The 26,859-nt window shown below is 43.6% G+C and carries 19 protein-coding genes and 1 pseudogene; 9 read left to right on the top strand and 11 right to left on the bottom strand.

Features of this window, described 5'->3' with window-relative positions; translation table 11 throughout:
* Positions 1-402: 402 nt before the first annotated feature.
* The gene (locus tag BCT11_RS20315) at positions 403-4,179 is read left to right on the top strand and encodes a hypothetical protein (RefSeq protein ID WP_102389123.1); all 3,777 of its coding nucleotides are present in this window, start codon (positions 403-405) and stop codon (positions 4,177-4,179) included.
* Between the two features lie 52 nt (positions 4,180-4,231).
* Positions 4,232-4,777: a hypothetical protein gene (locus BCT11_RS20310; RefSeq protein ID WP_101960515.1), complete on the top strand. Its 546-nt coding sequence runs from the start codon at positions 4,232-4,234 to the stop codon at positions 4,775-4,777.
* Between the two features lie 222 nt (positions 4,778-4,999).
* Here BCT11_RS20310 and BCT11_RS20305 read toward each other — a convergent pair whose 3' ends face one another.
* The 5 genes from BCT11_RS20305 to BCT11_RS20285 all read right to left on the bottom strand — a co-directional run bounded on the left by BCT11_RS20305 (position 5,000) and on the right by BCT11_RS20285 (position 10,119).
* Complete coding sequence (locus BCT11_RS20305; RefSeq protein WP_102389122.1) at positions 5,000-6,151, bottom strand: ABC transporter permease; 1,152 nt, start codon at positions 6,149-6,151, stop codon at positions 5,000-5,002.
* Positions 6,148-7,335 carry an ABC transporter permease gene (locus BCT11_RS20300; RefSeq protein WP_038867505.1) on the bottom strand — a complete coding sequence of 396 codons (1,188 nt, stop codon included), beginning with the start codon at positions 7,333-7,335 and terminating at the stop codon, positions 6,148-6,150. The genes BCT11_RS20305 and BCT11_RS20300 overlap by 4 nt, the downstream gene beginning before the upstream one ends.
* 18 nt (positions 7,336-7,353) lie before the next feature.
* Complete coding sequence (locus BCT11_RS20295) at positions 7,354-8,334, bottom strand: efflux RND transporter periplasmic adaptor subunit (protein WP_102389121.1); 981 nt, start codon at positions 8,332-8,334, stop codon at positions 7,354-7,356.
* 3 nt (positions 8,335-8,337) lie between these two features.
* Positions 8,338-9,753, bottom strand: coding sequence for a TolC family protein (locus BCT11_RS20290; protein ID WP_038867508.1), 1,416 nt, complete (start codon positions 9,751-9,753; stop codon positions 8,338-8,340).
* Between the two features lie 138 nt (positions 9,754-9,891).
* On the bottom strand, positions 9,892-10,119 hold the full coding sequence (locus tag BCT11_RS20285; protein ID WP_038867509.1) for a hypothetical protein: 228 nt from the start codon (positions 10,117-10,119) through the stop codon (positions 9,892-9,894).
* Between the two features lie 697 nt (positions 10,120-10,816).
* Between BCT11_RS20285 and BCT11_RS20280 the strand changes: the two genes are divergently transcribed.
* On the top strand, positions 10,817-13,831 hold the full coding sequence (locus BCT11_RS20280; RefSeq protein ID WP_102389120.1) for an NADH-dependent flavin oxidoreductase: 3,015 nt from the start codon (positions 10,817-10,819) through the stop codon (positions 13,829-13,831).
* A gap of 80 nt (positions 13,832-13,911) precedes the next feature.
* Positions 13,912-14,862, top strand: a complete 951-nt coding sequence (locus tag BCT11_RS20275; RefSeq protein WP_102389119.1) for an FAD:protein FMN transferase — start codon at positions 13,912-13,914, stop codon at positions 14,860-14,862.
* A gap of 85 nt (positions 14,863-14,947) precedes the next feature.
* On the opposite strand, the gene BCT11_RS28165 is transcribed toward BCT11_RS20275, so the two are convergent.
* Together BCT11_RS28165 and BCT11_RS20270 are read right to left on the bottom strand one after the other, a co-directional pair.
* A complete protein-coding gene (locus tag BCT11_RS28165) occupies positions 14,948-15,109 on the bottom strand; it encodes a hypothetical protein (RefSeq protein WP_038867515.1) in 162 nt (53 codons plus the stop codon).
* A gap of 88 nt (positions 15,110-15,197) precedes the next feature.
* A complete protein-coding gene (locus BCT11_RS20270; protein ID WP_039974426.1) occupies positions 15,198-15,488 on the bottom strand; it encodes a YkgJ family cysteine cluster protein in 291 nt (96 codons plus the stop codon).
* A 434-nt stretch (positions 15,489-15,922) separates the two neighbouring features.
* Here BCT11_RS20270 and BCT11_RS20265 point away from each other — a divergent pair, with 434 nt between their 5' ends.
* The 5 genes from BCT11_RS20265 to gnd all read left to right on the top strand — a co-directional run bounded on the left by BCT11_RS20265 (position 15,923) and on the right by gnd (position 22,549).
* Positions 15,923-17,542, top strand: a complete 1,620-nt coding sequence (locus BCT11_RS20265; RefSeq protein ID WP_102389118.1) for a sensor histidine kinase — start codon at positions 15,923-15,925, stop codon at positions 17,540-17,542.
* The gene (locus BCT11_RS20260) at positions 17,539-18,225 is read left to right on the top strand and encodes a response regulator (protein WP_102389117.1); all 687 of its coding nucleotides are present in this window, start codon (positions 17,539-17,541) and stop codon (positions 18,223-18,225) included. The genes BCT11_RS20265 and BCT11_RS20260 overlap by 4 nt, the downstream gene beginning before the upstream one ends.
* Positions 18,226-18,844: 619 nt before the next feature.
* Positions 18,845-20,347 (top strand): glucose-6-phosphate dehydrogenase, encoded by a 1,503-nt coding sequence (zwf, locus tag BCT11_RS20255; RefSeq protein ID WP_045498725.1) that lies wholly within the window; start codon positions 18,845-18,847, stop codon positions 20,345-20,347.
* Complete coding sequence (pgl, locus tag BCT11_RS20250; RefSeq protein ID WP_020197501.1) at positions 20,344-21,060, top strand: 6-phosphogluconolactonase; 717 nt, start codon at positions 20,344-20,346, stop codon at positions 21,058-21,060. The genes zwf and pgl overlap by 4 nt, the downstream gene beginning before the upstream one ends.
* 40 nt (positions 21,061-21,100) lie before the next feature.
* Entirely contained in the window at positions 21,101-22,549 is a 1,449-nt protein-coding gene (gene gnd / locus BCT11_RS20245; RefSeq protein WP_005442184.1) for a decarboxylating NADP(+)-dependent phosphogluconate dehydrogenase, read from the top strand.
* Between the two features lie 164 nt (positions 22,550-22,713).
* On the opposite strand, the pseudogene BCT11_RS20240 reads toward gnd, so the two are convergent.
* The 4 genes and pseudogenes from BCT11_RS20240 to BCT11_RS20225 form a co-directional block, all read right to left on the bottom strand.
* Positions 22,714-22,833, bottom strand: a pseudogene (locus BCT11_RS20240) (IS5/IS1182 family transposase); the annotation flags it as partial.
* Positions 22,834-22,871: 38 nt separating this feature from the next.
* Positions 22,872-23,171, bottom strand: a complete 300-nt coding sequence (locus BCT11_RS20235) for a hypothetical protein (protein ID WP_102389116.1) — start codon at positions 23,169-23,171, stop codon at positions 22,872-22,874.
* Between the two features lie 384 nt (positions 23,172-23,555).
* On the bottom strand, positions 23,556-24,266 hold the full coding sequence (locus tag BCT11_RS20230) for an EAL domain-containing protein (protein WP_181136583.1): 711 nt from the start codon (positions 24,264-24,266) through the stop codon (positions 23,556-23,558).
* A 177-nt stretch (positions 24,267-24,443) separates the two neighbouring features.
* A complete protein-coding gene (locus tag BCT11_RS20225) occupies positions 24,444-26,735 on the bottom strand; it encodes a M9 family metallopeptidase (protein ID WP_102389114.1) in 2,292 nt (763 codons plus the stop codon).
* Positions 26,736-26,859 lie beyond the last annotated feature (124 nt).

The raw sequence follows: 26,859 nt of genomic DNA, 5'->3' as shown, positions 1-26,859 counted from the left end.
ATCCAAAAATCTATTGGCACTACTCTAGATTTACGCGAGGGATTGCTTGCGTGAAAGAGTCGGATGGGTATGAGTCAAATGCAGAATACTTGCATCTTTAGATGGTTATTCTTCTTGAAGAAAGCCATGAGCCTGTTGAAATATTGAGCGAAGCTGGCGGTGGTGTTTCTTAATAACGAACTGTGGATTACTGATGCTCACGATACCATCAAAAATGCACTGTTACGTTACAAAGCCTTAGTTTGCCCTTGCAAGGTTAAGCGTGGGATACGAGAGAGAGCACTAGACTTTGTTTTAGATGAAGTCAGTGAAGCCACTACCCATGTTGCTAACCCACTTGAGTTGCTTCTAAAGCGGTAAAAATGTCTTTTAAATACAACTAAAAACACAAGAATTGTAGATATGAATATTGATGATATGGATTTTTCCGATTCAGCTATGTTAAGTGCTAGCCAACAAATGATGAGTCCTACTTTTGGACAATTTAGGACAGCTCATAATATCAGTGAGCTAATTGATGGCTTTGACTTTGAAGACGCTCTTATAAAACTAGCGGGACTACTATACGAAGAAGAGCTCCATAGTAACTTGGTAACTACTGAGGCGATGATTCATCAGCTTTTTCTATCTCATCGTGGTCAGAAAGTAATAAATGCGGTTGAAATAGGTCGATTATTTGATGGCATTCATTCTACATATATTGGTTCATGGGAAGATCCGGCTGAAGATACGATGGTTGGGGTAGCCAATTCAATCAAAGGGTCGTATATGATCCTCAATGGGCTTTGGGAAAGCTCATGTTTCTATACACAAATCTTTATCGACCTGATAGATGAAATGCCAGACAATAAACCGTTTTCAGGTATAAAGAAATCAGTAATAGCTATCCTCATCTTATCGAATGAGTCCATTTTTAGGAAAAGTTTGAATCGTTATCAGAAAGGGAGTGATTACCCTCGTTCTGAATGGGACTTCCATTCTTATATATCAACTGAAAAACGTAATATAGTCAGTTTTTCCTTGGATGACCTAACTCAACTGGGAATCTCAGAGAAGGACCTTAAGCCATTTATTTTTGAAAACTCAGATCTCATTTCGCTTACTAATGAAGCTTTTGGAAGCTCCTCATTAGAACGTAAGCCTATTTACAGGGCACAAGATGGCTCTTATATCTTAGCTTTGCCAACAGCAATAAGTGTCGCAATTCGTCTCTTTGTGATCGAACAGGCTAATAGGTTTGGTTTATTAGATCAGCTACAACATGCCATGCAAGTCAGATATGCTAGATTCTTTTCTGAAGACTCGCGGTTACTGGGCAAAATAAGTAATGTACCGTTCTCACCATTTATAGATTCAAAAGGAAGTATTGTCGGTGCAGACGCTCTCGTTGGTATTGATGGACATAGATACGTACATTTCTTATTGTTTTTTGATGATTTTTGCGACTATCAAAATGGACTTGTTAACGGTGCATCGACTTCGAACTCTGACTTAGAAAGTGCTATTGCGGAAAGAATTCAGAAAGCGCATGGCTACTCGTCAAAAAGAGATGGGTTTAAGAGCGGCCTTAGCATTCTTGTTGGCTGTGGTTGGGGGCGCTCAGTAATGATATCACTTGAAGGTGAATCGGAGTCTAGCAACTGGCTTTTAGAATCTGTCCCTGCACCTGATTTAGATACATTCAATCGAATCACTAGTATGAATCCATTTACTTTCTGGCGGTTGATTGAAGCTAAACAAAGAGTACATGATGTTAGAGTCCACACTCAAAATGTAAACGGCTTACTCAATCTATATAGCTGGGCCAAAGAAAACGATTTTAACATTATCCCTCATTCAGCATTTGATGAAGACGTTGGTAACTTATCATCAATATTTATGATGATCACACAGAATGCTCTGTTAGATGTTCGTTGGGAAGTTCAAAATGAGGACGATATACATAAAGTTTTAAACCCATATGGTGAGGTAATTTCTGTCAGAAGGTTGACTACAAGTAGTTACTTCAAAGAAGACCGTTTCAAACCAATTTATGGATCGATAGATAACCTTGAAAATGGTCAATTGCTAGGCTTGATCGAAGGGAATCTATGCTCATGGTGGTGTATTCCATTACATAATGAAAACCAGAATAAAGACCTTTTATATAGATTGTGGCATGGAGTCTGTAATTGGATATATAGGACTGATTTTGCGTTATCTGAATTAGCCTGCTCTTCATCATACACTAATGTTTGTTTTAAGATTGAATTTGAAGATATTGATGTCCCTACTCAAGTATCTCAAGTTCTTGCCCCAGAAACTCTAAGCAATTTAATAAAGACCTCTACATCTGTAGTAGACGGCAGTCTGCATATAAGCTGTAAGTTCTTAAAAAACTTTTTTCTTGCATTTCATCGGGCCGATAACATTGCTGAAAGAACCATCATAAAGTCATTGCTTACTGTTTTCATAAAAGAGTCTGTTGAATGTAATGACCATGATGAGCTAGTTGAAAGTGTTTTAGGTCATGTTTTTACAGATAATTATGGTAAAGAAGTGCATATGCTCACCGCACAATCCTTTCTGGATTACGTCAAAATGAGCTTACCAGAACCTTTAGCATTAGACCGTTTTGATGATGCCACCATTAAAATTGGGTTAGCATGGAAGTCGGAAAGCCATACCGAGCCATGCAATATCTACGGCATAACTGAATGCACGCAATATTTACAAGATTTAACTTTGAATCTTTGGAAGGAAATTCAGTCATACTTGGGGTCTTTTAACAAGAAAGCACTAATTATTTTCTTGCTTGAAAATCATACTGCTATAGAAGCAGATATTGAGCATTGGCAGCGTACTTTCAAAGCAATGCTTGGACTTCATAATGATAAGGATGATGTATATTCAGTCGTATTGGAGCGAATTTCTTCAAATAATTCTGCACTTACGGGGTCTAGGATTCTAATCGAAATGGCCATCTGTGAATCCTTAGATGATGGCGGAAAAGTTCCAAATCATCTGGATTTAACTAAACTAATAACTTTTGCAACCGCAATTTTCCAATATGGCAATCTTTCAGATTCGATTATGTATGAGTTGGTTAAGCCCCATCTAAGGCTTTCCACATATGGTGATGTACAATTCGATCACACTGCGTATGACACCGTAGTAAACCCTTATGGTAAGTCCGTTCAGACAGTGATGATAAAACATGCTTCAAATAAATATGATGATCATTTCTCTGAACCAAAAGTTCATGAAAAGGTTGCCGGTCTACTAGGTCAAGAGTTCGAGGCTGCTTGGCATGAAGAGTTTGGGGTATCTATCGATGAGGCCAGAAAAATCTTAGATGTTTTTGAAAATATTGGGGTCGAAAAAAACAAAGCTGTCTATGAAATCTCATGCTCAGAGCTGTTTTATCAATCGAATGCTAGTGGTGTATCTGATGCTGCGTTGAAAGCTTTTATAGATAGATTTACCCTACCACAAAGATCCAGCTGGATGGCATTATCTTCAGGTTATCGCGTAAGCGATATTTCTCCATGGAGATATCGACGCAGGTTGTCATTGACAGCGAGACCATTAATCATACTTGGAGATAAGCTTGTTATAGCCCCAAGCTTAATAAGAAGAGGGGTTTTGTATTGCTTATCCAATTCATTTGACGCAACTCTAGACGGCTCATTTTTCTACACCAAGGCGATGAAAAAATGGATTGGAGAGCAACGAAATAAGTCAGGGCACAGATTCAACCAAGAAGCCGCTGACAAGTTCAATAGCTTGGGCTGGAAAGTTGAGGCTGATGTGAAGGTCAGCAAGATTCTTAAAAAAAGAACCAAGAAAGACTTTGGTGATGTTGATGTACTCGCATGGAACCCTTCCGAAAAAATCGTCTACCTCGTTGAATGTAAAGACTTAGAGTTTGCCAAAACTCAAGGTGAAATAGCAAAACAAACATATGAATTTCGAGGCGTGATAAAATCAGATGGCAAGCCAGATCGCCTAAGGAAACACATGGATCGCTTCCAAGTTTTGGATGAAAACATCGATAAATTAAGAGATTACTTGAAGCTGAAATCTATAAACGAATTGAAAGTAATGTTGCTGTTTAAGCAAACCGTTCCTGTTTCGTACGATAACGCTGACAGTGATATACCAGTTACAGTTAGCTTCTTTGACGAACTAAGTGTCTAATTCAACGATCAAAAAATTGAAATACCGTAGAGAGCGGATTAAAGGGCAATAAATGAGCTATTCCAACACGAGTGAAGAAAGTGAAACTCTATCCCAAATAAGTAATGGTGGTTTTCTGCTGTATTTAGTTCCACCATACATTTTTGTTTGTACTTTAGGAGCTATCTGGCTACTCATTGATGGGTGGGTATCTAACTTTTCCAGCATTTCAACCTTATGGGCTATCGACAAAGATCATGCTTTGCCAAGCGTAGCTGTTTCATTACTTTTTACACAAGTTGGAGCAGTCCTTGGAGGTGCTCTTTTAGCTATTGTGTCTTTCCACAGATATCAGGCAATCGAAAAAGCCTTTGATAAAGACCACCTTTGGGGATTTATGTTTTCTCCTCTACTAGCTTTGATAATAGGGACTCTAGCATTCGCCATTATTCAAAGTGGCTTAGTAGTGTTATCCGGGGGGCTTGATACAAAAGACCATTACACTGCCACTTTAGGGTATTTATCTATTGGTGGTATTGCTGGTTATAACTGGGATGTGTTCATTAAAAAGTTAAAAGATTTATCTAAAAATATAATTACGGAGGAAAAGCCAATTTAGTTAAAGAGGAGTACTGTAAGTCCTAATGATTCTAGGCGGCCTTAAAAAACTAAGGCTTCAAGATACTTTTTCTAATCCAATTTTGGCACGTTAGAATCTATATCCTAATGTGTTTTCGTCCAGAAATAAGCCAGTGACTCTTCTACTCAACTCAGTTACTAGAATATCCGAGCAAACAAAAAGGGGCTACGTGAGCCCCTTTCTTAATTGGATGAAAAGCCGTTAACCTAAGCTTTCCGTTACTACTGGTTTGGTATTGCGTTTGGCAATCCAGTAAGCAACGCCGCCCCAAAGTACTGTAAGCACCCAAAGAGCAGTCCAGTGTTTTGCGACTTGCTGCCACGTTGCGCCCATTTGGTTGAGTGATAAAAAGCCTTTGATTGCCCAAGTGCTTGGGCTCAAATCGGCAAACCAAAGTAGCGGGGCAGGGATCGACTCAACTGGCCAAATAAAGCCTGCCAAGAAGATTAATGGCATTGAGCTAACCAGTACGACCAATGTCACCAGCTCGCGTCTTGGTAGCAAGTATCCGAGCCACAAACCTAAACCACAACAACCAAGTAAGAATGGCAATAACAAGGTGAGTAGCTCACCTGCGTTGGCGACATGGTTGACGTTCAAGCGTTCAAAACTGAAGCCAAAGTAGTAGGCGCTAAGTAGGTAGTAGATAGCGACGAAGACTAATGTTCTGGCAAATAGTAGAGCGCCAGTTGGAACTTGTGACCAATAACCGCGACCATGACGTTGTGTACCCGTTTGCAAACCGACTGCCATGATCAATGTTTGTTGAAGGATCAGAACAAACACCGCTGGCACCACGTATTCAATGTAGCCCATCGTTGGGTTGAAGGTAGGCTTCATGTTCAGCTTAATCGCAGAGTAATCGTGGCTCGCCATGCTTAGTGGCACGCCATCGATCACCATCTTGCTTACTTTAACTTGAGCACCAAGCGTACCGCCTGCTGTTGCCAAGCCTTCTACCACGGTGCCGTAGACCAAGAAGTAAGAGGCATCAGCCGCATAAGCCAGAGTAGGGCTGCTGCCAAGCATCAAATCTTTGTAGAAGTGTTCTGGAATCACCAAGAAACCGGTGATTTCACGATTTAAGAACGCTTGTTTCGCGTCAGCAATGGTGTGTAGGCGTGTCACAACTTTAACTTGTGGCGTCGCATCGACCATACGCTCAAGCTTCAAGCTGGTTTGGCTTCCATCGAGATTCACGATCGCTATCGGCTGTTCTCTTGGCGTTTGTTGCGCGTACGGAAGTGGGTATAAGAACGAGTAAAACACTACGCCACCAAAGACAGTCAGTACCACGACAGGATTGGTCATCACTGAGCGTAACTCGGTTTTAATCAATTGCCATAAGTTCATATTGCCCCCTGCTTACCATCAGCACCAGTTGCGCTATTGAGTAAGGCGGTATTACGATGTTTTGCCATCAAAGCCGCCGTCATCAATAACGGAATAACGTACCCAGCCATCGGCCATAGGGAGCCGATAGATTGCGCTACACTAGCGCCGTAATTTGCTTGATCCACTTGTACTTCAATGTAATGAGTGATCGGTAGTAGACTTCGCCATGCTTGCGCCAATGTGTTCATGTCTGAAACTGGGAAGGTGATGCCCATGAATGCAAAGCTCGGTGCGGTAAATGCGCCAGCAAAGCTCATCGCGCGTGCTGGGTCCATGGATAGGAAGAAGAACAATGCCCCCATGATGATGCATGCAATGGTCGTTACGAATTGCGCGAATAACATTGCCAGATAACTGCCTTCCATCGGCCAATCTAGCACCACATAGAACCAAACTAAGAACAGCGCGCCTTGTGCCATAAATACAGGAATGTACTGGCTCAGAATTTTGCTTAGTCGAGTGAAAGGACGTTCGCCTAAGAACGCGAAGCTGTTATGGCCATTACCATATAAACGGAAATGCGCCGCGAGGATCAAAATGGTGCTGACCACGACACAGATTTGCCAGATAGCTGGAACAATCGCGGTTACCAAGAACTGAGCGTAGTTAGTGTTACGGTTAAACAGAGCAGTAATCTGGGTGGAAATCGGCACGGCTTGCCCAATGGCGGCTAACGTTGTGGTATTGCCTTTCGCTAGATTACCCATGGCTTCAAGCTGAGCATCAAAATACCCTTGAGATTGCGCGACCGCGGAGTTAATCAACTTCGCAACCAAAATGTATTGGCTGTTGAAAAAGACGGAGAGCTGCGGTTGTCGATGCAAAAGAATGTCTTGGTCAAATTGAGGGGGAATCACTGCATAGGCATAGATATCACCTTCAATCATCGCATTTTTGGCCTCTGTTGAACTGACGTAGTGGTAATCAACAGAAAGGGTGGATGAGGCATCAAGAGATTGAATCATCTTGCGTGACAACTGTGAGTGCTGTAAATCGACCACGCCAATAGGAAGATCTCTGGCAATGCCTGCAGAGAATACCCCCCAAATACTGATTGCCAATAAGATCGGCACCCAAGTAAGGCAAGACAGCAACCACTTATCGCGCCTTAGGACCTGTCGTTGTGAGATTTGAATCGTCATAGTACTAAACCAACGCGATTACAGGTCAACCACGACGCTCATGCCCATTCGAAGCTCAGGCTCTGGCTGGGTAGGGCGAGCTTCGACTTCAAATGTACGAAGATCAAAACCTTTTGATGCATCTGTGGCGCGCCATGTCGCGAAGTCACCCATAACGGCAACATGCGTTACTTTAAACTCAACGTCTTTATCAAGGGCAGGCAGATAAGCTTCGAACGTAGTACCTTTGGTAAAGTGTTTGAGCAAATCTTCACGTACGTTAAGGGTTGCCCATGAGTCTTGCGTATCGATAACCGTCACAACCGGGAAGCCTTGAGGAGACAGCTCACCACTTTGCAGTAGTACTTGAGAGACTTCACCATCAAACCAGCTGAAGATTTGTGTGTCTTTCGCGTAGGCTTCTACTTCGGCAACAGCACCAGCTGCCATACGAGCTTTTTCTGCTGCGGCGACTTTAGTTTCGCTACGCGCACCTTCTTTTGCCATGTTGTACATTTGGAACGCTGCGCTCTCGGTGTACTTAGAAGCTTGCCACTGAGTCAGCGCCTCATCGCGTTTTTGTTCTGCGACAACGCCATCTTTGTAGAGGTTATTTACGCGCTGGTAAGTTTTTTCCATCAAATTAGCAGCCGCTTGTGCTTTCAACCACTGGTCTTTTGCTGCTTGAATTTGTTGCTCACGCGCGCCTTTTTCTGCTTCTAACGCCAACGCGCCAGCGGCTTTTTCACCGGCTTTTGCTTGTTCTAGCTTTGCTTCGATTTCAGGGCTGTGAAGGGTAAAGATTAACTGACCTTTTGTTACGTCGTCGCCTTTGCGTACCATAACTTCATCAATACGTCCTGGCACTTTAGAAGAGATGCTGTATTGCTGCGCTTCAATCAACCCTTGTAAACGTGCTGGTTCCGGTTGATACGCTTGGTAGAACTGATAACCAACCCAAGAAGCGACACCCAAAGCGCAAATTGATAGTAGAGTGGGTTTTAGAGATTTTGCTGCCATGACTTATTTTGCCTCTTTGGATGTTGATGCTGGAACGTAAGCAGTATGTTGGTATTGAGCGAAGCTGTTCATTTCGCTACTTAGTGCTAATAGTTTGGTCAAAGAAATTAGATAGCGGAAACGCGCCGCAGATTGCTGTGTTTCTACGCTGGCGACATACAGTTGCGCGTCGACCACATCCAAAGATGACGATAAGCCCTGAGTGAAGGCTTTTTCGCGTAAGCGTAGGTTCTCGTCTGCAAGGGCGATACTGGATTCTAAACCTTGGACCTCATCAATGGCTTGCTGCGCCTCTAGGTAGGTTTTCTGTACCAGAAGCGACAAATCTTGCTTGGCTTGTGACTTTAGTGCATCCACTTGCGTGACCATACTTTGCGCTGCTTTTACTTTTTCGCTGCGACCAGTGGATTCGATAAGCGGAATATTCACTCCGACACCAACTAACCAATCGGGCTTAATTTGACTGGCAAGTGAGTCGTCTTCATACAGGTTGTAATCACCGTACAAATAGACTTCTGGATAGTATTTGCCTTTCTCGGCTTTTATCAGGCTCGATGCTTGTTTGTGTTTCGCATTTAATAAATCCAAGCCAGGGTAGGTCAATAGAGTTTGATCGACAAAAGCATTCAATGGAGGAAGGTTGTCATTGATGAAGAGTGATTCTGATGGTTCTACCGAATCATTCTGCGCCAAGATTTTGCCAAGAGCAGCTTGGGCAATACTTAAATCGCTGGCCGCTTTACGAGTTTCTACTTTCGCTTTGTCTAGTGATGCTTCTGCTTGAAGGCGTTCAACTCTTGCAATCTGGCCTTGCTCTTCCATCTTAATTGCAAAATCACGGTGTTTGGTTAAGCCTTTTTCGACGGCTTGGCGAGTCGCCAGCACTTCTTTCGCTAATACAACCGAGAAGTAGTATTTAGAGAGATCTTCAAAACGCGCCTGTTGCTCCATCGCGAGTTGGCTTTTTGCTTCGTCTGTTTTACCTTCTGCTGCTGATTGAGCAGCATTAATGCGACCACCGGTAAAGATTGGCCAGATAGCACGAATCGAAGAGGAGAAGATGTCACGCTCAGTGATCGTTGAAGTAGTATTCGCAAGTGCACTAAAGATAGGTTGAAAGACTGGTGGCACGCTGATTTGTTGCCCAGTACTGTCGAATAACTGCTGACCCGAGACCGTTACGTCAGTGTCTAAGCGCGTGTAATTCGCTCCGATGCTGACTTGTGGAAGATTAAGGTTGTCTGTCGCACTTTGTTGGTATTCGTAACTTTCAACGTTCGCACGCTGTGCTTTTAGTGAATAGTTGTTTTCTAACAACAATTTCCATGCGTCATCAAATGTGATGGGAGCCGATTGACAGGCAAGAGAAATTGAGCTGCTGAGAAGGCCCAAGATCCAGAACTTTCCGGTTTGTTTCATAGTAGCTGCTTTTCTTTAGAGTATTAGCTCTAATATAAAGTATTCATTCGAAAGTGTTAAGTGATTGGCGAAAAGAATTGTTGGAGAAATGTTGCGCTCAACTGAGTGTAGACCACTTGAGCGCAGCTGTGTTGTTTTTTATTTCATGGAAGGGCAGTGAAACTCTGCTCTCCACTCAAGTTGGCGAGAACCTCGCATTGTATTCAGCAGGTCTTTACCACTCATCTGTGGGAACGATAGCAGCACCTTAAGATCTGGGGAGCTGGCATCACTCTTTTCGTAAGCTCTGACGTGAGTAAACGTTGAATACATATTCTCTGACAGCATAGCCTTATTCAGGCAAATTCCAAATGTATCGCGTTCCATGTTTAGGTGTTCCTTCTAACTATAAAAGCGCCTCTGTTTATAGTTATTGCAGTGGCAGATGGTGTCTAAGTGATTGTCTTAACGTCAGTATTTGTATTTTTATCAATGTGTCTTCAAATTTTCTGACGCAAGTGTTGAGCGTTAAATAGACTTCCAGTTGGCTGCTTTCTTTTGCCGAAGCTCTCTCTGGCTTCTTGACTAAAAATTATACGATGGAAAGTCTCAAAACGCCTCAAAAACCGATAAATTTGATGTGATCGTGTTCAAGATTTAGATGGCAATTTATGTATGGTGTTGAATAAATAACAACATTATTTGGCTGGCGATTTTATTGCTTTTTTATATTTCGTTTCGCTTATCAATGATGGATCGCGTACGTGACATAAGCATGAACCTGATGATTTTAAAGCGTCAAATGTTGTCACTGTTGCAGCGTTGTTAACTCGTACTCCCTTTTGCCTTTATCTCTACTTATTTCGACTTAACTCTTTGCGAGAAAGGCATTCTGATTTTTATTAATGCAATAAAATCATGTTAAAAATGCAAACGATTCATTTTACTCATGCGCATAAATCAATAATATTTTTGAGGTTATTAGAGGATCTGACTGGTTCTCATATCAAAAATGCTTGTGATGAGTAAATCCTTTTTGCAGGTGCGTTTCATATGAGAATTAATCTGTTAAAGGAAACTATTTATGGCTCAGTTAGTCGATGAAATCGTATTTCAGTCAGGGGTCAAACTCAGCAATCGCATCGTGATGGCACCGATGACGATTCAGTCCGCTTTTTTTGATGGCGGGGTGACTCAAGAGATGATCAATTACTACGCCGCTCGCTCAGGTGATGCTGGCGCAATTATTGTTGAAAGTGCTTTCGTTGAGAATTACGGTCGTGCTTTCCCTGGTGCTCTGGGGATTGATACTGATAGCAAAATAGCAGGTTTGAAAAAGCTCGCCACCGCGATTAAAGCGAAAGGTTCCAAAGCCATTCTTCAAATCTACCATGCCGGTCGTATGGCTAACCCTGAATACAACGGTGGTCATCATCCTATTTCGGCAAGTCCTGTCGCTGCACTTCGTGATAATGCGGAAACACCTTTAGAAATGACAAAAGAGCAGGTCGAAGCCATGATTGAAAGCTTCGGTAATGCAGTCAATCGTGCCATCCTCGCTGGTTTTGACGGTGTTGAAATTCACGGCGCAAATACTTACCTGATCCAACAATTCTTCTCACCACATTCAAATCGTCGACGCGACAAATGGGGTGGTAACATTGAGAAGCGCACCAGATTCCCTCTTGCGATTTTAGATAAAACGAAACAAGTCGCGTCATCTCATGATAAGTCGGATTTTATTATCGGTTACCGATTCTCGCCAGAAGAGATCGAGCAACCGGGCATTCGCTTTGAAGACACAATGTTCCTATTGGATAAGTTGGCGAGTTCAGGCTTAGATTACTTCCATTTCTCGATGGGCAGTTGGGCACGTAACTCAATTGTTACTCCAGAAGATCAAGAGTTACTTATCGACAAGTATCGTCAACTTCAATCTGATGCCGTAGCAAAAGTGCCTGTCATTGGTGTTGGTGGTATCGCTCAACGTGCAGATGCGGACAGTGCATTGGCACAAGGTTATGACATGGTCAGTGTTGGTAAAGGCTATTTGGTCGAACCAACATGGGCAGGTAAGGTGCTGGATAACGAAACTTGCGCTGAGTTTGCTGATATTGCTCAGCAAGAAGCATTGCAGATCCCAACACCGCTTTGGGAAATCATGGATTACATGATTGTTGATAGTGCAGCCGAAGCGCTAAAACACCAACGTATTAAAGAGCTCCAAAACATTCCGATTAAATTCAATTCGGGCGAGTACACGGCATATGGGCGCGGTCACAATGGTGACTTACCAGTAACGGTTACCTTCTCTGAGGATAAAATATTAGAGATTTTTGTCGATTCATCTAAAGAGTCTGATGGTATTGCAAACCCTGCTTTTGAGCGTGTTCCGCAGCAGATCCTTGACGGACAAACACTGAATATCGATGTTATTTCAGGTGCGACAGTCAGCAGCCAAGCGGTTCTTGATGGCGTGTCAAATGCGGTTGATTTGGCTGGTGGCAACTCAGAAGCATTGCGTTGTAAAGCGAAGGAAGCGGTTGAATGGTCATCAAAAACCATCGAAGAAACCGTTGATATTGTGGTTGTTGGCGGCGGTGGTGCTGGTTTGAGTGCAACGCTGACAGCGCTTGATAAGGGTAAGTCAGTTATTTTGCTTGAGAAGTTCCCTGCGATTGGTGGTAACACTGTTCGAACGGGTGGTTGGGTTAATGCTGCAGAACCTGAATGGCAAAATGACTTTGCTGCGCTTCCGGGTGAGAAAGAGACGCTAATGTTGCTGGCGAAAACGCCAGAGTCAGAATTTGTGGATGAGTACCTTGCTGATTTCAAAGTGCTGAAATCACAACTCGATAACTACTTCACTGACCTAGAAAGTGGCAAACAGTACTTGTTTGATTCGGTAGAGTTACATCGCATCCAAACTTACCTTGGTGGTAAACGCACTGATTTAAATGGTGAGTCTATCCATGGTCAGTATGACTTGGTTGAAACGCTGACTTCTCGTTCTATGGAATCCATCGATTGGTTGAGTGAAAAGGGCATCGACTTTGACCGCCGTGTCGTGGAAATTCCAGTCGGGGCGTTGTGGCGTCGAGCACATAAACCAAAGCGTCCAAAGGGCGTTGAGTTTGTCGATAAACTGTCAAAACGTATTCAAGACCAAAACGGGCGCATTATTACTGATACGCGAGCTACCGATCTGATTGTAGAGGATGGCAAAGTCGTTGGTATCAAAGCGGTTCAAGCGAACGGCACTAAGCTTGTACTGCGCGTAAATCATGGTGTTGTTCTGGCCTCAGGTGGTTTTGGTGCAAACACTCAAATGATCAAAAAGTACAACTCCTACTGGAAAGAAATCGCGGACGATATCAAAACCACCAACTCACCAGCGCTTATCGGTGATGGTATTGAAATCGGTGAAAAGGCCGGTGCAGAACTTGTAGGCATGGGATTTGTGCAGTTAATGCCGATCGGTGACCCTAAGTCGGGTGCTTTGCTTACGGGGCTGATTGTTCCGCCCGAGAACTTTGTGTTTGTTAACCAACAAGGTAAGCGCTTTGTTGACGAGTGCGGAAGTCGCGACGTGCTTTCGGATGCCTTTTTCGACAATGGTGGCCTTATCTACATGATTGCCGACGAAAATATTCGTCAAACCGCGGCGAACACATCGGATGAAACCATTGAGCGAGAAATTAAAGAAGGCATTATTGTTCAAGCCGATACGCTAGAAGAGCTAGCTGAGAAGATTAATGTGCCAGTTGCTGAATTGACCAATACGATTGCACAGTACAATGCCTGTGTAGAGCAGGGGCATGATCCTGAATTTCATAAGAGTGCGTTTGGTTTGAAAGTGGCGCAAGCCCCGTTTTATGCCACACCTCGCCAACCATCGGTTCACCATACGATGGGCGGCTTGAAAATCGATACTAAAGCGCGCGTTATCGGTAAAGATGGCAACATCATCGAAGGCTTGTACGCTGCGGGAGAAGTTACGGGTGGCATCCATGCGGGTAACCGTCTGGGCGGGAATGCCTTGATCGACATCTTCACCTACGGCCGAATCGCAGGTGAAAGTGCATCTGACCTTGTTTAATCGTCATTAAGTTAAGAAGTACCAGTTAAGAGGGGAGCGATGCTTCCCTCTTTTTCACATTGGACATTCAGGATCTTCAGATGAGCATAAAGAAATACAGCGCACGATTTCCGATGATGGGCACATTCATCGACCTTGTCGTTTACCACGCCAATGGTGAAAAGCTGATAAAAGAAGCTTATTTTCAGCTAGAGCAATACGCTCAACGTTTTACGGTGAATCAACCAGATTCGGAACTGATGCGCGTTAATCAAAACGCAGGTATTGCGCCCGTTTGTGTTCAACCGGACCTTTTTGCCCTGATTAAACTGGCAAAATTGGTCAGTGAAGACCGACATCATCCTTTCAACATTGCGATTGGTCCTCTTGTGAAAGCGTGGCGAATTGGATTTAAAGATGCCAAGGTTCCGAGCCGTGAAGAGATTGAAACAAAGCTTAAATTGGTTGACCCTAGCCAAGTCATCCTTGATGAGCACCAATGCTCTGTTTATTTAAACCACGTCGGTATGGAGATAGATTTGGGTGCCATTGCTAAAGGATATTTCGCCGATCAGGTTAAACGAGAGTTAGTCTCTGCTGGCGTAGAAAATGGTTTTATTAGTTTGGGGGGGAACGTATTAACGATTGGTCAATCACCAACTAATACGAATCAAGCATGGAATGTTGGCATTCAGAATCCGTTAGGAGAACGTGGTGATGTGATTCGCGTTGTTCCACTTAAAGGGATGTCGATGGTCACTTCCGGGATCAACGAGCGCTTTTTTCAGAACAATGGGCAACGTTACCATCATTTGTTGGACGCAAAAACGGGAATGCCGATTGAGACTGATATCGCTGGGCTTACGATTCTATCGGAGCATTCGGTCGATGGTGAAATATGGAGCACAGCAGGGTTTTTACCATCAATGCAAGAATCTATGTCTTATTTGAATCAGCAAGCTGGCGTTGAAGCTGTGGCGGTTTCAAAGCTAGGTGAGGTTGTTGTTACCGAGGGATTAATCGATCGAAATGGCGGGATTTACCTACGCTGAGGTTTATCGAAGCGAGACACGAAACAGAGGCAGAAAGTATACATTCTCCCCCTTGTTATCTCATGATTTTATTGAAGTCAGGTGATTAGTCATCGGCTCCACACTTTACGCATTCTTCATAAGTGCGTTCTTCTTCACTGATCACCACATAGCCACTGACACACTTGTCACACAGCGCGAGTTTTGGGTAAGCCAGTTTTTGCTTTTTGGCGCTCGTGTCGCCTTCAACAATGTAATATTTTCTCATGTTATTTTTTCATTTTAGAGCGAACCGTGTACTTTAACATGCCGCTAGTTAAGGGGAGTAAACGCAAAATAAAGCCGCTGATTCTGCTTTATAAGAACTTAACTCGTTCATCAAGGCATTCATCCGATCCCATTTCGAACTCGCGACATATCCAAGGACGATTTTCATAAATAGTGCACATTAAACTGTCTCTATCTAACGCTGCGCACCAACCATCATCCAGTCGCATCATTGTCTCACCGCCATATTGATCGCGTTCGATAAATTCTTCTGGAACGCCAGTATCTGAGATAATCATAACTTCAAGACGACAGCAGCATGCTTGGCAGTTTGAGCAAGAAACATTGGAGGATAACGGGTTTTTAGTGGGTATGTTCATGGATAGCTACAACTAGATCAATTGTGCATGATACCGTAAATGCTAGTTCAAATGACCTTTATTTTTTAGCTGGGGGCGCCTGGCTGAACCCCTTGGGCAGCATTTGTTGGTCATTTCTACTACGTTATCGACTTCTTATGTAGGCAAGCTACTCCGCAAAGTCTCTGTCTTGTATAAATACCCAACAATTCGCTGCAAAAATCAGCTCAAAAGGTCAACAGACCCTAACTTTGTCAGCCAGAAAGTAACTTAAGTAGGAGAGTGGACGCTCATTTTCTCTTCCCTGACGCCTAAAAACTGAGCACCAGCCAGCGAGATTATTTCCCTCGTTCACATATTTGTCATTTAGCGGGTACGGCTTTGTTAACTCAGTGTTAACGTAGGAGCGTCGTCACAGTGATGTGGTAGTTCGAGAGTCGATAAAGGATATATCAATGAGTTGGAGAACGATCAGCTTTCGCAAGCGCATGCTCATTATTATGACGCTGTCGGGTTTGATTGAACTTCTTATCCTTGTGGCTGCGGGCTTTACTTACCTCAAATTCGATCAAGAACAAGAGATGGGTGAGAAAGCACTCAGTGTTGCGCGTTTCTTATCGACATCCCACATCGTCATCGAGATGATCGAATCTCAACAACCTGAGCCATACCAACAGCGATTTCGTGAAATGACCGATGCGTTAGGTGCAGCGTTTATTGTTATCGGCGATAAAAATGGCGTGCGTCTGATTCACCCCGTCGACGAACGTATTGGCAAGCCGATGAAAGGCGGTGATAACCAAAGAGCGTTGGTCGAAGGGCGGTCCTATATCTCAACGGCTCAAGGATCATTGGGCTATTCGGTGCGTGGTAAAGCGGCTATTTTTGACGCTCAGGGCAACATTATCGGTGTTGTCTCGGTGGGCTATCTGTTGGAGCGATTACAAGATCGTATTGAACCGTTTCTTGCCTTTCTGATTGTAATGGCATTAGTTGTGGTCGCAGCGAATGCGATTGTTTCTAACTATGCCTCTCGTAAATTCCAACGAGCGATCATGGGCTTTGAGCCGGAAGAGATTGGTCGCTTATACGGTGAATTGGATGTGACTATGAGCACTATAAAAGAAGGGGTGCTCAGTGTTGATGCGCAAGGTGTATTACGCTCGATCAACCGTAGCGCATGTCAAATTCTGGGTATTGAACGAGAAGCTGCACTCAACAAACCGTTGACCGATACGCTCCGAGATAGCGATTTGTATACGGTGTTAGAAACAGGACAAGAAGATCACGACATCGAGATCTTCCTCAATCACAAACGCTTAATCGCAAACCGTTCGCCGATCTTTGTGGATGGCAAAATTGTCGGTGCCGTATCGAGCTTCCGTTTACGTGATGAAATCAATGAACTCACCGAGCAACTTTCGCAAACCAAAGAGTATGCGGATTTGCTTCGCTCACAAACGCATGAACACCGAAACAAGCTCAACACCATTAGCGGCTTGGTTCAAATGGGTGAGCTAGAAGCGGTGCAGCAGCTTATTGGGCAAGAGACTGCGCATTACCAAGCGATGATTGAGTTCTTACGGGACACCATTAAAGATCCGCTTATCGCTGGCATGCTTTTAGGCAAAACAGAACGTGCTCGTGAGCTTGGTTTGCAGCTGGTGGTAGAAGAAGGCAGTCGCCTAGAGCCGCTACCAGAATGGCTAAACCCCGAAGATTTGGTGACCATTCTCGGCAACCTTGTCGATAACGCATTTGACGCGACTTTGTCTGCTATTCGTGCTGAATCTGCGTTTGCGTTAGAGCGTCGCAGTATTGATGTGTCGATCAGTGATTACGGAAACGAAGTGATTTTAGAGGTGGTCGACCAAGGTTGTGGGCTACCGGAAAACATTGAGCCACAAGAGCTCTTGAAAAAGGGCATTTCAACCAAGTCTCGCCAGAATCGAGGGGTAGGATTACACCTTGTGAATCAACTGGCGACGCGTTATCACGGCTATGTTGAAATGCTACCGAATACAGAACATGGGACGAGAATTACCGTGTATTTGCCTAAGGAAGAACAAGTATGAATACGGCAACGCGAGTCATGATCATCGAGGATGATATTGCCATTGCAGAGCTTCACCACAAGTATCTGAGCCAACTCTCCGGTTTGGAAGTGGTGGGCATTGCAACGACACGGATGGAAGCAGAAATGCAGTTAGAGATCCTTAAACCAGACCTGTTACTGATGGATGTTTATTTGCCAGATGGAACGGGTTTGGAGATTCTCAATACACTGCGCTCAAACAATCAAACTTGTGACGTGATTTTAATTACCGCGGCGAGAGATGTAGATACGCTTCAACAAGCGATGCGAGGTGGGGTCGTTGATTATTTGCTTAAGCCTGTCATGTTCCCTAGATTAGAAGCGGCATTGCAAAAGTACATTTCTCAACGCCAACAACTGAACGTTGCAGAAAGCTTGGATCAGAACCTAGTCGATAAGATGCTTCAATCGAGTACGAGCGCAGATAGCACGCCACAACGATTACCAAAAGGGATTGATGGCGTAACTTTAGACAAGATTCGTGCTTTGTTTGTTGGAGAAGGCATGTTTACGGCGGACGAAGCAGGCGAGCAGATTGGTGCCAGCCGAACAACTGCCAGACGTTATTTGGAATACTTGATTAGCTCAGGTGAGCTAGAAGCGGATTTGAACTACGGAAACGTAGGGCGACCAGAACGCAGTTATAAAAAAGTGATTCGATAGCTCGTACTGTTTACATGCAAGAGCGGCGGCACGATTTCCCGCCGCTTTCATTTTCCTAAGAATTTGCCACTCCAGATCGGGGAGGTCTCTGATAGAACACTCGAGTGTTGTTCCGTCAAAATCAAACGCAACAAAAGACGCGCGACATGACAAATGTAGCCTATTGCACATTACTTATGTAATGGATTGCAAGTCTGAACAATTATTCCTCAATTTAGAGTTTTTGCTTGAATTTTACCCAGTCAAAATGAGTTGGCTTTATTCCATTATATTCAATTGCTTATGTCGTATTGTGTAAATTATTTAAACGTTTGCACTACCAAGTGTTGATGTAAATCAAATAGTCGTAGACAATACGCCCCCGTGTCGGAAATCTCCTCCGTAGAGTGCAAGGTTGTACTCGAGAGACATAAGTGTCCTAAAAGACCGCCAGTTGTTGAATTTCAAACTATGGTTAAGGAGTTCAACCGTTGAGGTGGGTTTTAGGGCTATAGGCTTTACCTATCAACGTAATAGGTAAGACCAATTTTCTATTTTGGGGTGCCATTGATAGGGTTGGCTCAATCCTTTTAGCCGTATCCGGGCACACAATAAGTACCTCGTTTTTAAGGGAAAGATGATGGTAATACCAGAAAACAGCAGCATCGTTATTTTTGGTGCTTCAGGTGACCTTACATACCGTAAGTTAATTCCTGCTCTATACCACCTTTATGCGAACAAGCAGCTTCCAGAGAATTTTGCCATTCTAGGTGTAAGTCGTACTGAATACAGTGACGAGTCTTACCGCGAGAAGTTGAAAAAATCGCTTCAGGAAATGGAAAAGACAGAGCCAGAAACGCTTGATGCATTTATCAACCACCTGCATTACCAAGCAATCAATACTTCTGACACACAAGATTACAGCAAGTTGGCGGTTCGACTAGACCAACTCGCAGACGAATATCAATTCGAACAACGTAATACGCTTTTCTACCTTGCTACACCACCAAGCCTTTACAGCGTGATCCCTGCAAGCCTTGCAGCGCACGGTCTGAATAACGAGGATGATGGTTGGAAACGTCTGATCATTGAGAAACCTTTTGGTTACGATCTTGAATCAGCGCGTACGTTGGATAAAGAAATTCACGAGCACTTCCAAGAGCACCAAATCTACCGTATCGACCACTACCTAGGTAAAGAAACGGTTCAAAACCTTCTTGTACTTCGTTTCTCTAACGCTATGTTTGAGCCACTGTGGAACCGTAACTTCATTGATTACGTGGAAATCACAGGTGCAGAATTCCTAGGTGTAGAAGAGCGTGGCGGTTACTACGATGGTTCTGGTGCAGTACGCGACATGTTCCAAAACCACCTGCTACAAGTATTGGCAATGGTTGGTATGGAGCCACCTGCACAAATCAATGCTGACGCGATGCGTGATGAAGTCGTGAAAGTGCTTCAGTGTCTTAAACCACTGGATGAAGACGCACTTCGCAACGACCTAGTATTGGGTCAGTACACGGCGTCTGAAGTTCGTGGTCAACAACTTCCTGGTTACCGTGAAGAGAACGGCGTAGCAGACGATTCTCGTACTGAGACTTACATCGGCCTGAAAGCTTACATCAACAACTGGCGTTGGAATGGCGTGCCTTTCTACGTACGTACAGGTAAGCGTCTACCGACTCGTGTTACTGAGGTGGTTATCCACTTTAAACAGACACCACACCCAGTGTTTGGTCAAAACGCACCAGAGAACAAGCTGATTATTCGTATTCAGCCAGACGAAGGCATCCAAATGAGCTTTGGTCTGAAAGAGCCGGGTGCAGGCTTCAAAGCGAAGGAAGTGAAAATGAACTTCCACTACGCTGACCTGCAAGAAACCCAAATGTTGACTGCTTATGAGCGTCTATTACTTGATGCCCTAAACGGTGATGCAACGCTATTTGCTCGTAGCGATGCGGTTGAAGCGTGTTGGAAATACGTACAACCAATTCTAGATTTCAAGCAAGACCCACAAGCGCTATTCGGATACGCATGTGGTACATGGGGACCAAAAGAGGCGGACGACTTGCTACAGCGAGCTAACCGCGCATGGCGCTTCCCTTGTAAAAACCTAACAGATACGGACTACTGCGAACTATGATCAACCATAAGATCTACCAAACAGCAGAGCAGGTAGTAGAAAGCCTTGCTAACGACATGAAAGCGTTTAGCGAAATGGGCCGACCTGTTCACATCTCTCTTTCTGGCGGCAGCACACCTAAAATGCTGTTTAAGCTATTGGCAACAGAAGCTTACGCGACGTCAATTCAGTGGCAAAACCTACACTTCTGGTGGGGTGATGAGCGTTGCGTTGCTCCTGATGATGCAGAAAGCAACTACGGTGAAGCAAATACGCTACTATTTAGCCAAGTAAGCATTCCTGCTGAGAACATCCACCGCATTCGTGGTGAAGACGAGCCAGAAGTTGAAGCACAGCGCTTTGCGAAAGAGATGGCAGAAGTGATTCCAACTGAAAATGGCACTCCTGTGTTTGATTGGATCTTACTTGGTGTTGGCGCAGACGGTCATACCGCATCGCTGTTCCCAGGTCAGACAAACTACGATGATGAGAACCTATCAGTATTGGCTTCTCATCCTGAGTCTGGTCAGATTCGTGTATCGAAAACGGCACGCGTACTAGAAGCAGCGAAGCGCATCAGTTACTTGGTACTTGGCGCTGGTAAAGCAGACATTATCGAAGAGATTAATAGCTCACCAGCACGCGTACTTCCATATCCGGCAGCGAAGATCCAAGCGAAAGCGGGTCTGACGGAATGGTATTTAGATTTAGACGCAGCGGCAAAAATCGCTTAATGCGGCCGCTGGTCGAATAAAAGACAATTGGAGAGAAACAATGAAAGGTGATATCGGTGTAATCGGCCTTGCTGTAATGGGTCAAAACCTTATCCTAAACATGAACGACCACGGCTTTAAAGTTGTGGCTCACAACCGTACTGCTGCTAAAGTAGACGAGTTCCTGGAAGGTCCAGCGAAAGGCACAAACATCATCGGTGCATACTCTCTAGAAGAACTAGTAGAGAAGCTAGAAACACCACGTAAAGTGATGCTTATGGTTCGTGCAGGTGACGTTGTTGACACGTTCATTGACAACCTAATTCCGCTTCTAGACGAAGGCGACATCATCATCGACGGTGGTAACACTAACTACCCAGATACAAACCGTCGCGTAGCACATTGCCGTGAGAAAGGCATTCACTTCATCGGTACTGGTGTATCTGGTGGTGAAGAAGGTGCACGTTTTGGTCCTTCAATCATGCCTGGCGGCGCGGCTGAAGCTTGGGAAGCGGTTAAGCCAATCTTCCAAGGTATCTCTGCAAAAACTGACGCTGGTGAGCCATGTTGTGACTGGGTTGGTAACGACGGTGCTGGTCACTTCGTTAAGATGGTACACAACGGCATCGAATACGGCGACATGCAGCTTATCACTGAAGCTTACCAGTTCATGAAAGATGGTCTTGGTATGTCTGCAGACGAGATGCAAGCAGTATTCGCTGATTGGAACAAGACTGAACTAGACAGCTACCTTGTTGAAATCACGGCTGACATCCTTGGCTACAAAGATGAAGACGGTGAGCCTCTAGTTGAGAAGATCCTAGACACAGCAGGCCAAAAAGGTACTGGTAAATGGACTGGTATCAACGCACTAGACCTAGGTATTCCACTAACGCTTATCTCTGAGTCTGTATTCTCTCGTTGTCTATCTGCACTGAAAGACCAACGTGTTGAAGCTGAGTCTCTATTCGGTAAGACAATCACTCCAGTTGAAGGCGACAAGCAAGAGTGGGTTGATGCACTACGTCAAGCGCTACTAGCTTCTAAGATCATCTCTTACGCTCAAGGCTTCATGCTAATGCGCGAAGCTTCTAACGAGAACGGTTGGGACCTAAACTACGGTAACGTAGCTCTAATGTGGCGTGGTGGTTGTATCATCCGTTCTGCGTTCCTAGGCAACATCCGTGATGCGTACGAAGCGAACCCAGACATCGCGTTCCTAGGTTCTGATGAGTACTTCAAAAACATCCTACAAGGCAGCCTAGCAGCATGGCGCAAAGTAGCAGCGAAATCTCTAGAGTCTGGTATCCCAATGCCATGTACGATTTCAGCGCTATCTTTCCTAGACGGTTACACAACAGCTCGTCTACCAGCGAACCTGCTTCAAGCTCAACGTGACTACTTCGGTGCTCACACTTACGAGCGTATTGACCGTCCACGTGGTGAGTTCTTCCACACTAACTGGACTGGTACAGGCGGCGACACAGCGTCTACAACTTACGACGTTTAATCCGCAGTCAGTAAACGGATAAAAGCAAAAGGATGCCCAAGTGGCATCCTTTTTTAATGACTGTTGCAACCTGTTTTCCTTGGGTTCAAATCCAACGGAACGCTCAGGAGCCACACCTTGAAGTCACTTGGGAATATAGGCATATTTCGTCTTTGTATTCCCCTTTTAGGCATACCGAGCGTAGTAAGTTTATTCAATGCTTTGATCATCGTGTAAGTTTCACCAACTTGTGCGTTGTAATTTCTTAGGTCTAACCGTCCATCAAGCTGCTGTTTCACATGATACCCGCCAGAAAACAGCCAGCATCAGTCAAAAAATAATTTTACTTACTTCCAGGTCTTTGCAAAAAAGGGAGTATCTCTTTTGGGTAAAAAATTATGAGCAGTGATACTACAAATAATGGAATTATAACTAAAGTTTTATTTAAACCAGTAAAAACTATACCCGTTTTTTTACCACCAAAGACTAATTCAATTTCGTTTTTAAAAGCAAAGAAGATTGAAACGATAAGCATCGAAAACCCCAAAAACCTAGTTCCTTCAATCTCACCAAACATTCTATTGATTAACAACATCATTACTATAAAACACGTCGTTCCGATAACGCGAAGGCTTGCACTCATCTATCCACTCCACACTAAATATTTATTACAATAACGCTTAGTTGTTTTCACGCCACTAAGCTAAGGATACCTTCGGGCATGCCCGGGGTAATTACTGGTTACAATGCTAAAGCGTTGGCCAAATATACAAATAGCTAGCGCCGTAATTTTAGAATTGGTATTCATTCACGGATAACCCCGTGGTCTTCTATATCCACTGGGCTTTGTTGTGTAAAAGAATAACTCACTCCACATGATATTCCTCAAGCGGTGATAAACTAACTAGAACCTTATCGCTTGGTAGATAGCTTAAGTGGGCTAAGAGGCTTATTCTTAATTTAGGCACCAATTCTTGGCGAATTCACTATTCCGCAACAAAGCAGACTAGGAAAAGAAAGTCGTTTGTTAAGAACACAACGAAACAGCTTGTTCAGACTGCAATGTATAAGGGCGTGAATAGTAATAGCCTTGTACCAAGGATTGAGATTCATTAAGCATCTGATGGTGCAGGGGGGTTTCGACACCTTCAAAAATCAAACCGCGAGAACAAAATGGTGCTAAAAAGTACTCTAATGCTCGTATTGACTCTAGATCTGCGTGCTTGAGAAAGCTTTTATCGATTTTGATTCGATCCCAAAAGATAGTGCCGAGAGACATATTTGCGAGTTTGTTGTTGCTATGGTAATCGTCCAGCCAAATCTCGATGTTGTTTGCCTGTAACTGAGACAAGTTACGGTGTATTTCTTTCGATGTGGTGTAGCAATCAAGCTCACTGATTTCTAATGCGAATTTGGCGCCGTTAAAGTTCAAGAGCTTTTGCACAAAGTGCTCATCAGCCAAACACGAAAGCTTAATGTTAAAAGAGTGTCTCTGGAAAGGGTATTCTGTGAGAGAAAATTGAATTTGCTGCAAAGCGAGCGTTTGAATAAACGAATTATCTACAATTGAAAAGAAGATATCATTATTAATGTTATTTTTGTCAAAAATACAAATCTTCGATAACGTTTCGTAATATTGAATTTCTTGACTCTTAGGGCAAACGATAGGTTGTACTAATGTTTCTATATCAAAATCAGTAAATTTCAAGTTAGGCAGGTAAGGCTCATTCCTTTGCATATTATTCACTTTTTTATTTAATATTATGACGTTCTACTTACACTTAAACATTGTTTCGTATTTTATATCTAAAGTAATTACATCAGGAAATTAAGAATTATAATGGTGCTATAAATTATATTTAATGTTCATTAAGCACCATTAAGAAGCTGGTGCTTAATGAACGAGAGGAGCGATCTACTTCGCAACCACAGACAGTTCGACGTCGAACTCGTCACGACCACTGATGCTGAAATAGTATTGACCCGTTTTTATGGTGCCGTCTTCATTCTTCGGAATCGAAATGGACTCGTTGCTGCCATGAGTAAAGTTGGTCCACTCGTATTCAAAGTAGTGACAGACTTTGTCATAACAAGCATATAAATCGGCGTCACCGCTACCGGTAATCGATACTTCCAATTGATTGAAGCTCTGCGTCACGTCGACGAAGAAAAGTTTCTCTGCGAACTTTTTACCACTAACTTGAACACTGGTATTGAGCTCAATTTTCTTCGGTTTTTCTTTTGGCTTCGGCTTAGAAATGTCAGTGTCATCAATGTCTTTTGTTACTTCATCTAGCCATGAATGAAACTCTGTATTGTAGGCAGGGCCGAGTCGTTCAAGGAGCTTGACCCACTCTTTGTATTGTCCGCTACGTGAATATCCCAAAAGCTCGGTGACGTCTTCAGGGTGCTTTTCTAACATAAAGCGTACGGCTAGATAGCCCCAACGGTAAACACGATTCAAACCGTCGCTGTAGTTAGTACTAAACACTTCATCCAAAGTATGAGTTTTGTCTTTACCAAGTACTAATGCCGCGGTATAGCCATCTTTGTAGTGCATGTATTCAGCGAATCCTTCTAACCACCAAACGATGCTACCTTCGCGCATTGTCTCGTGGAAGTCACCGTATTGGTTAAATCGTCCGTCCAAATAGTGAATGTATTCATGCTCTAAGTTTAGAATCGAAAAGTCGTCATCCCATCCGTTTTGATAAGCGACGAATCGAGGTACATTTCCTTCCTTGGAAGGGTCTCGTTCGAGGAATTGTCCGCCGTTGTTGGTCGTGTTACCGAATAGGAAGCTAGAGTAGGTTGAGTAATCGTTTTTGGTTTTAAAAACAATAACGTCGACACTGTCGCTATGATCATCAGCGACAGGATGATATCCCGTGTTAACAATTTGGTGGAAGTCATCTTCTTTCAGATTTAATGTTTCGCAGCTTGCCACTGCTTGATCTTCAGTCATTTCCTGAGCGAGTATTTGCGCAGGTCCACGACAGTCGTAACTGAATGTCATGATTTTCTGTTTTAGAGCTTGCTTCGCATTACCAAGCCCAAGTTGTTCTAGGTAATCTGGCGCATAAGCATTGACCATTTCAGCAATACCAACCCATATTCTGTCCGACTTGCCACCGAGTGGGTAACGTGCCAACAAGGTACGCAAAGTATCGATGACGACTTGTTTTGTGCTCGCATCTTGGGTTTTGATCAGTCTAGCGAGCTCACGTGCGGCGTTGCCGAGCAATTGCTCAGAATCCGTTCCGATCGCCCATTCGTTGTTGGTAATAAAAGCGCTCAAACGATGAATATAACTTGGGTCAGACTCTATAAGAGCGTAAAACGCTTTGGTTTGGGAATGACCTGCCATAGCGATAAAAACATTGTTGATTGCTTTACGGTAATAGTAGCTCTCACTTTTGTCTTCAGAAAAGGTATCGAGAACAGCGAAAACATCGGGAGCGGCAATGGCAAGTTGTCTAATGCTATCAACAACAATCAACATCGATGCTAGTGCCTCTTGTTGTTCGCGTCCATCTGTTAATGCGTGTGGTGAGCGCAAAAACTGTTGAATTGTGTTAGCAATGCGCTCGCTCAATTCCGATGGAAAAGGTTGTAACTTCTTAGCAAACGTATCGTGGCGATTTTTGTAAGCTGCTTTAATAAATTCACCCAGATAGTAAATTTGTTTAGCTTGTTCTTTTGTACCTTTGTAAGCTTCAATTGCCTTTTTTAAACCTACATCAACGCGACTGAGGCTCATTGTGCTAAACACAGTGTCTGCCTGTTCAGAAGATGGAGAGAACCAAGTTCTCATGCATTCATAATCACTGTTGGCAACTCGTGATTCGATGTTGAGTCGATCTACGTTAAAATCTGTAACAGTACACTTTCCTTTGTGTGGAAAAAGCTCAGTTTCGTCATCTAAATCAGTATCGTCGTCAGTGGTTCCGTCGTCTTTAGTTGAGTCATCATCACCCGTAGTGTCATCATCTGAGTCTTTATCATCGTCTGATGTTGTATCATCATCGGTAACGGTGTCGTCATCGTTGACAGTGTCCGTATCGTCATCATCTTCTGTAGAATCTGAATCTGAATCTGCGTCAGTGGTGTCATCATTTTTATCACCGGAATCTACGTCAGCAACTGGAATAGTAGTGGCACCCCCAGATGAGTCATCTCCACCGCACCCAGTTAAAACACCAAGCATGGATAAAATAAGACATGCGGTTGTAATATTTTTCATAAAATTAGTATTGTATTTAAAATGGGATTTAAATATATATTTTTACTAATCCATAGTTAAATAATAGAATTTAATGATCAAATAAATA

Source organism: Vibrio sp. 10N.222.52.B12, assembly GCF_002875385.1.
In the GTDB taxonomy this organism is placed as follows: Bacteria; Pseudomonadota; Gammaproteobacteria; order Enterobacterales; family Vibrionaceae; genus Vibrio; species Vibrio jasicida.
This window is presented reverse-complemented; position numbering and strand designations above follow the sequence as displayed.

Bases quoted from the DNA above. Each gene is read 5' to 3' on its own strand.
- BCT11_RS28165 (WP_038867515.1), bottom strand. From the start codon at position 15,109: ATGAGAAAATATTACATTGTTGAAGGCGACACGAGCGCCAAAAAGCAA.
- gnd (WP_005442184.1), top strand. From the start codon at position 21,101: ATGAAAGGTGATATCGGTGTAATCGGCCTTGCTGTAATGGGTCAAAAC.
- BCT11_RS20235 (WP_102389116.1), bottom strand. From the start codon at position 23,171: ATGAGTGCAAGCCTTCGCGTTATCGGAACGACGTGTTTTATAGTAATG.
- BCT11_RS20225 (WP_102389114.1), bottom strand. From the start codon at position 26,735: ATGCTTGGTGTTTTAACTGGGTGCGGTGGAGATGACTCATCTGGGGGT.
- BCT11_RS20265 (WP_102389118.1), top strand. From the start codon at position 15,923: ATGAGTTGGAGAACGATCAGCTTTCGCAAGCGCATGCTCATTATTATG.
- BCT11_RS20315 (WP_102389123.1), top strand. From the start codon at position 403: ATGAATATTGATGATATGGATTTTTCCGATTCAGCTATGTTAAGTGCT.
- BCT11_RS20260 (WP_102389117.1), top strand. From the start codon at position 17,539: ATGAATACGGCAACGCGAGTCATGATCATCGAGGATGATATTGCCATT.
- BCT11_RS20280 (WP_102389120.1), top strand. From the start codon at position 10,817: ATGGCTCAGTTAGTCGATGAAATCGTATTTCAGTCAGGGGTCAAACTC.
- pgl (WP_020197501.1), top strand. From the start codon at position 20,344: ATGATCAACCATAAGATCTACCAAACAGCAGAGCAGGTAGTAGAAAGC.
- BCT11_RS20230 (WP_181136583.1), bottom strand. From the start codon at position 24,266: ATGCAAAGGAATGAGCCTTACCTGCCTAACTTGAAATTTACTGATTTT.
- BCT11_RS20285 (WP_038867509.1), bottom strand. From the start codon at position 10,119: ATGGAACGCGATACATTTGGAATTTGCCTGAATAAGGCTATGCTGTCA.
- BCT11_RS20310 (WP_101960515.1), top strand. From the start codon at position 4,232: ATGAGCTATTCCAACACGAGTGAAGAAAGTGAAACTCTATCCCAAATA.
- BCT11_RS20295 (WP_102389121.1), bottom strand. From the start codon at position 8,334: ATGGCAGCAAAATCTCTAAAACCCACTCTACTATCAATTTGCGCTTTG.
- BCT11_RS20290 (WP_038867508.1), bottom strand. From the start codon at position 9,753: ATGAAACAAACCGGAAAGTTCTGGATCTTGGGCCTTCTCAGCAGCTCA.
- BCT11_RS20300 (WP_038867505.1), bottom strand. From the start codon at position 7,335: ATGACGATTCAAATCTCACAACGACAGGTCCTAAGGCGCGATAAGTGG.
- zwf (WP_045498725.1), top strand. From the start codon at position 18,845: ATGGTAATACCAGAAAACAGCAGCATCGTTATTTTTGGTGCTTCAGGT.
- BCT11_RS20305 (WP_102389122.1), bottom strand. From the start codon at position 6,151: ATGAACTTATGGCAATTGATTAAAACCGAGTTACGCTCAGTGATGACC.
- BCT11_RS20270 (WP_039974426.1), bottom strand. From the start codon at position 15,488: ATGAACATACCCACTAAAAACCCGTTATCCTCCAATGTTTCTTGCTCA.
- BCT11_RS20275 (WP_102389119.1), top strand. From the start codon at position 13,912: ATGAGCATAAAGAAATACAGCGCACGATTTCCGATGATGGGCACATTC.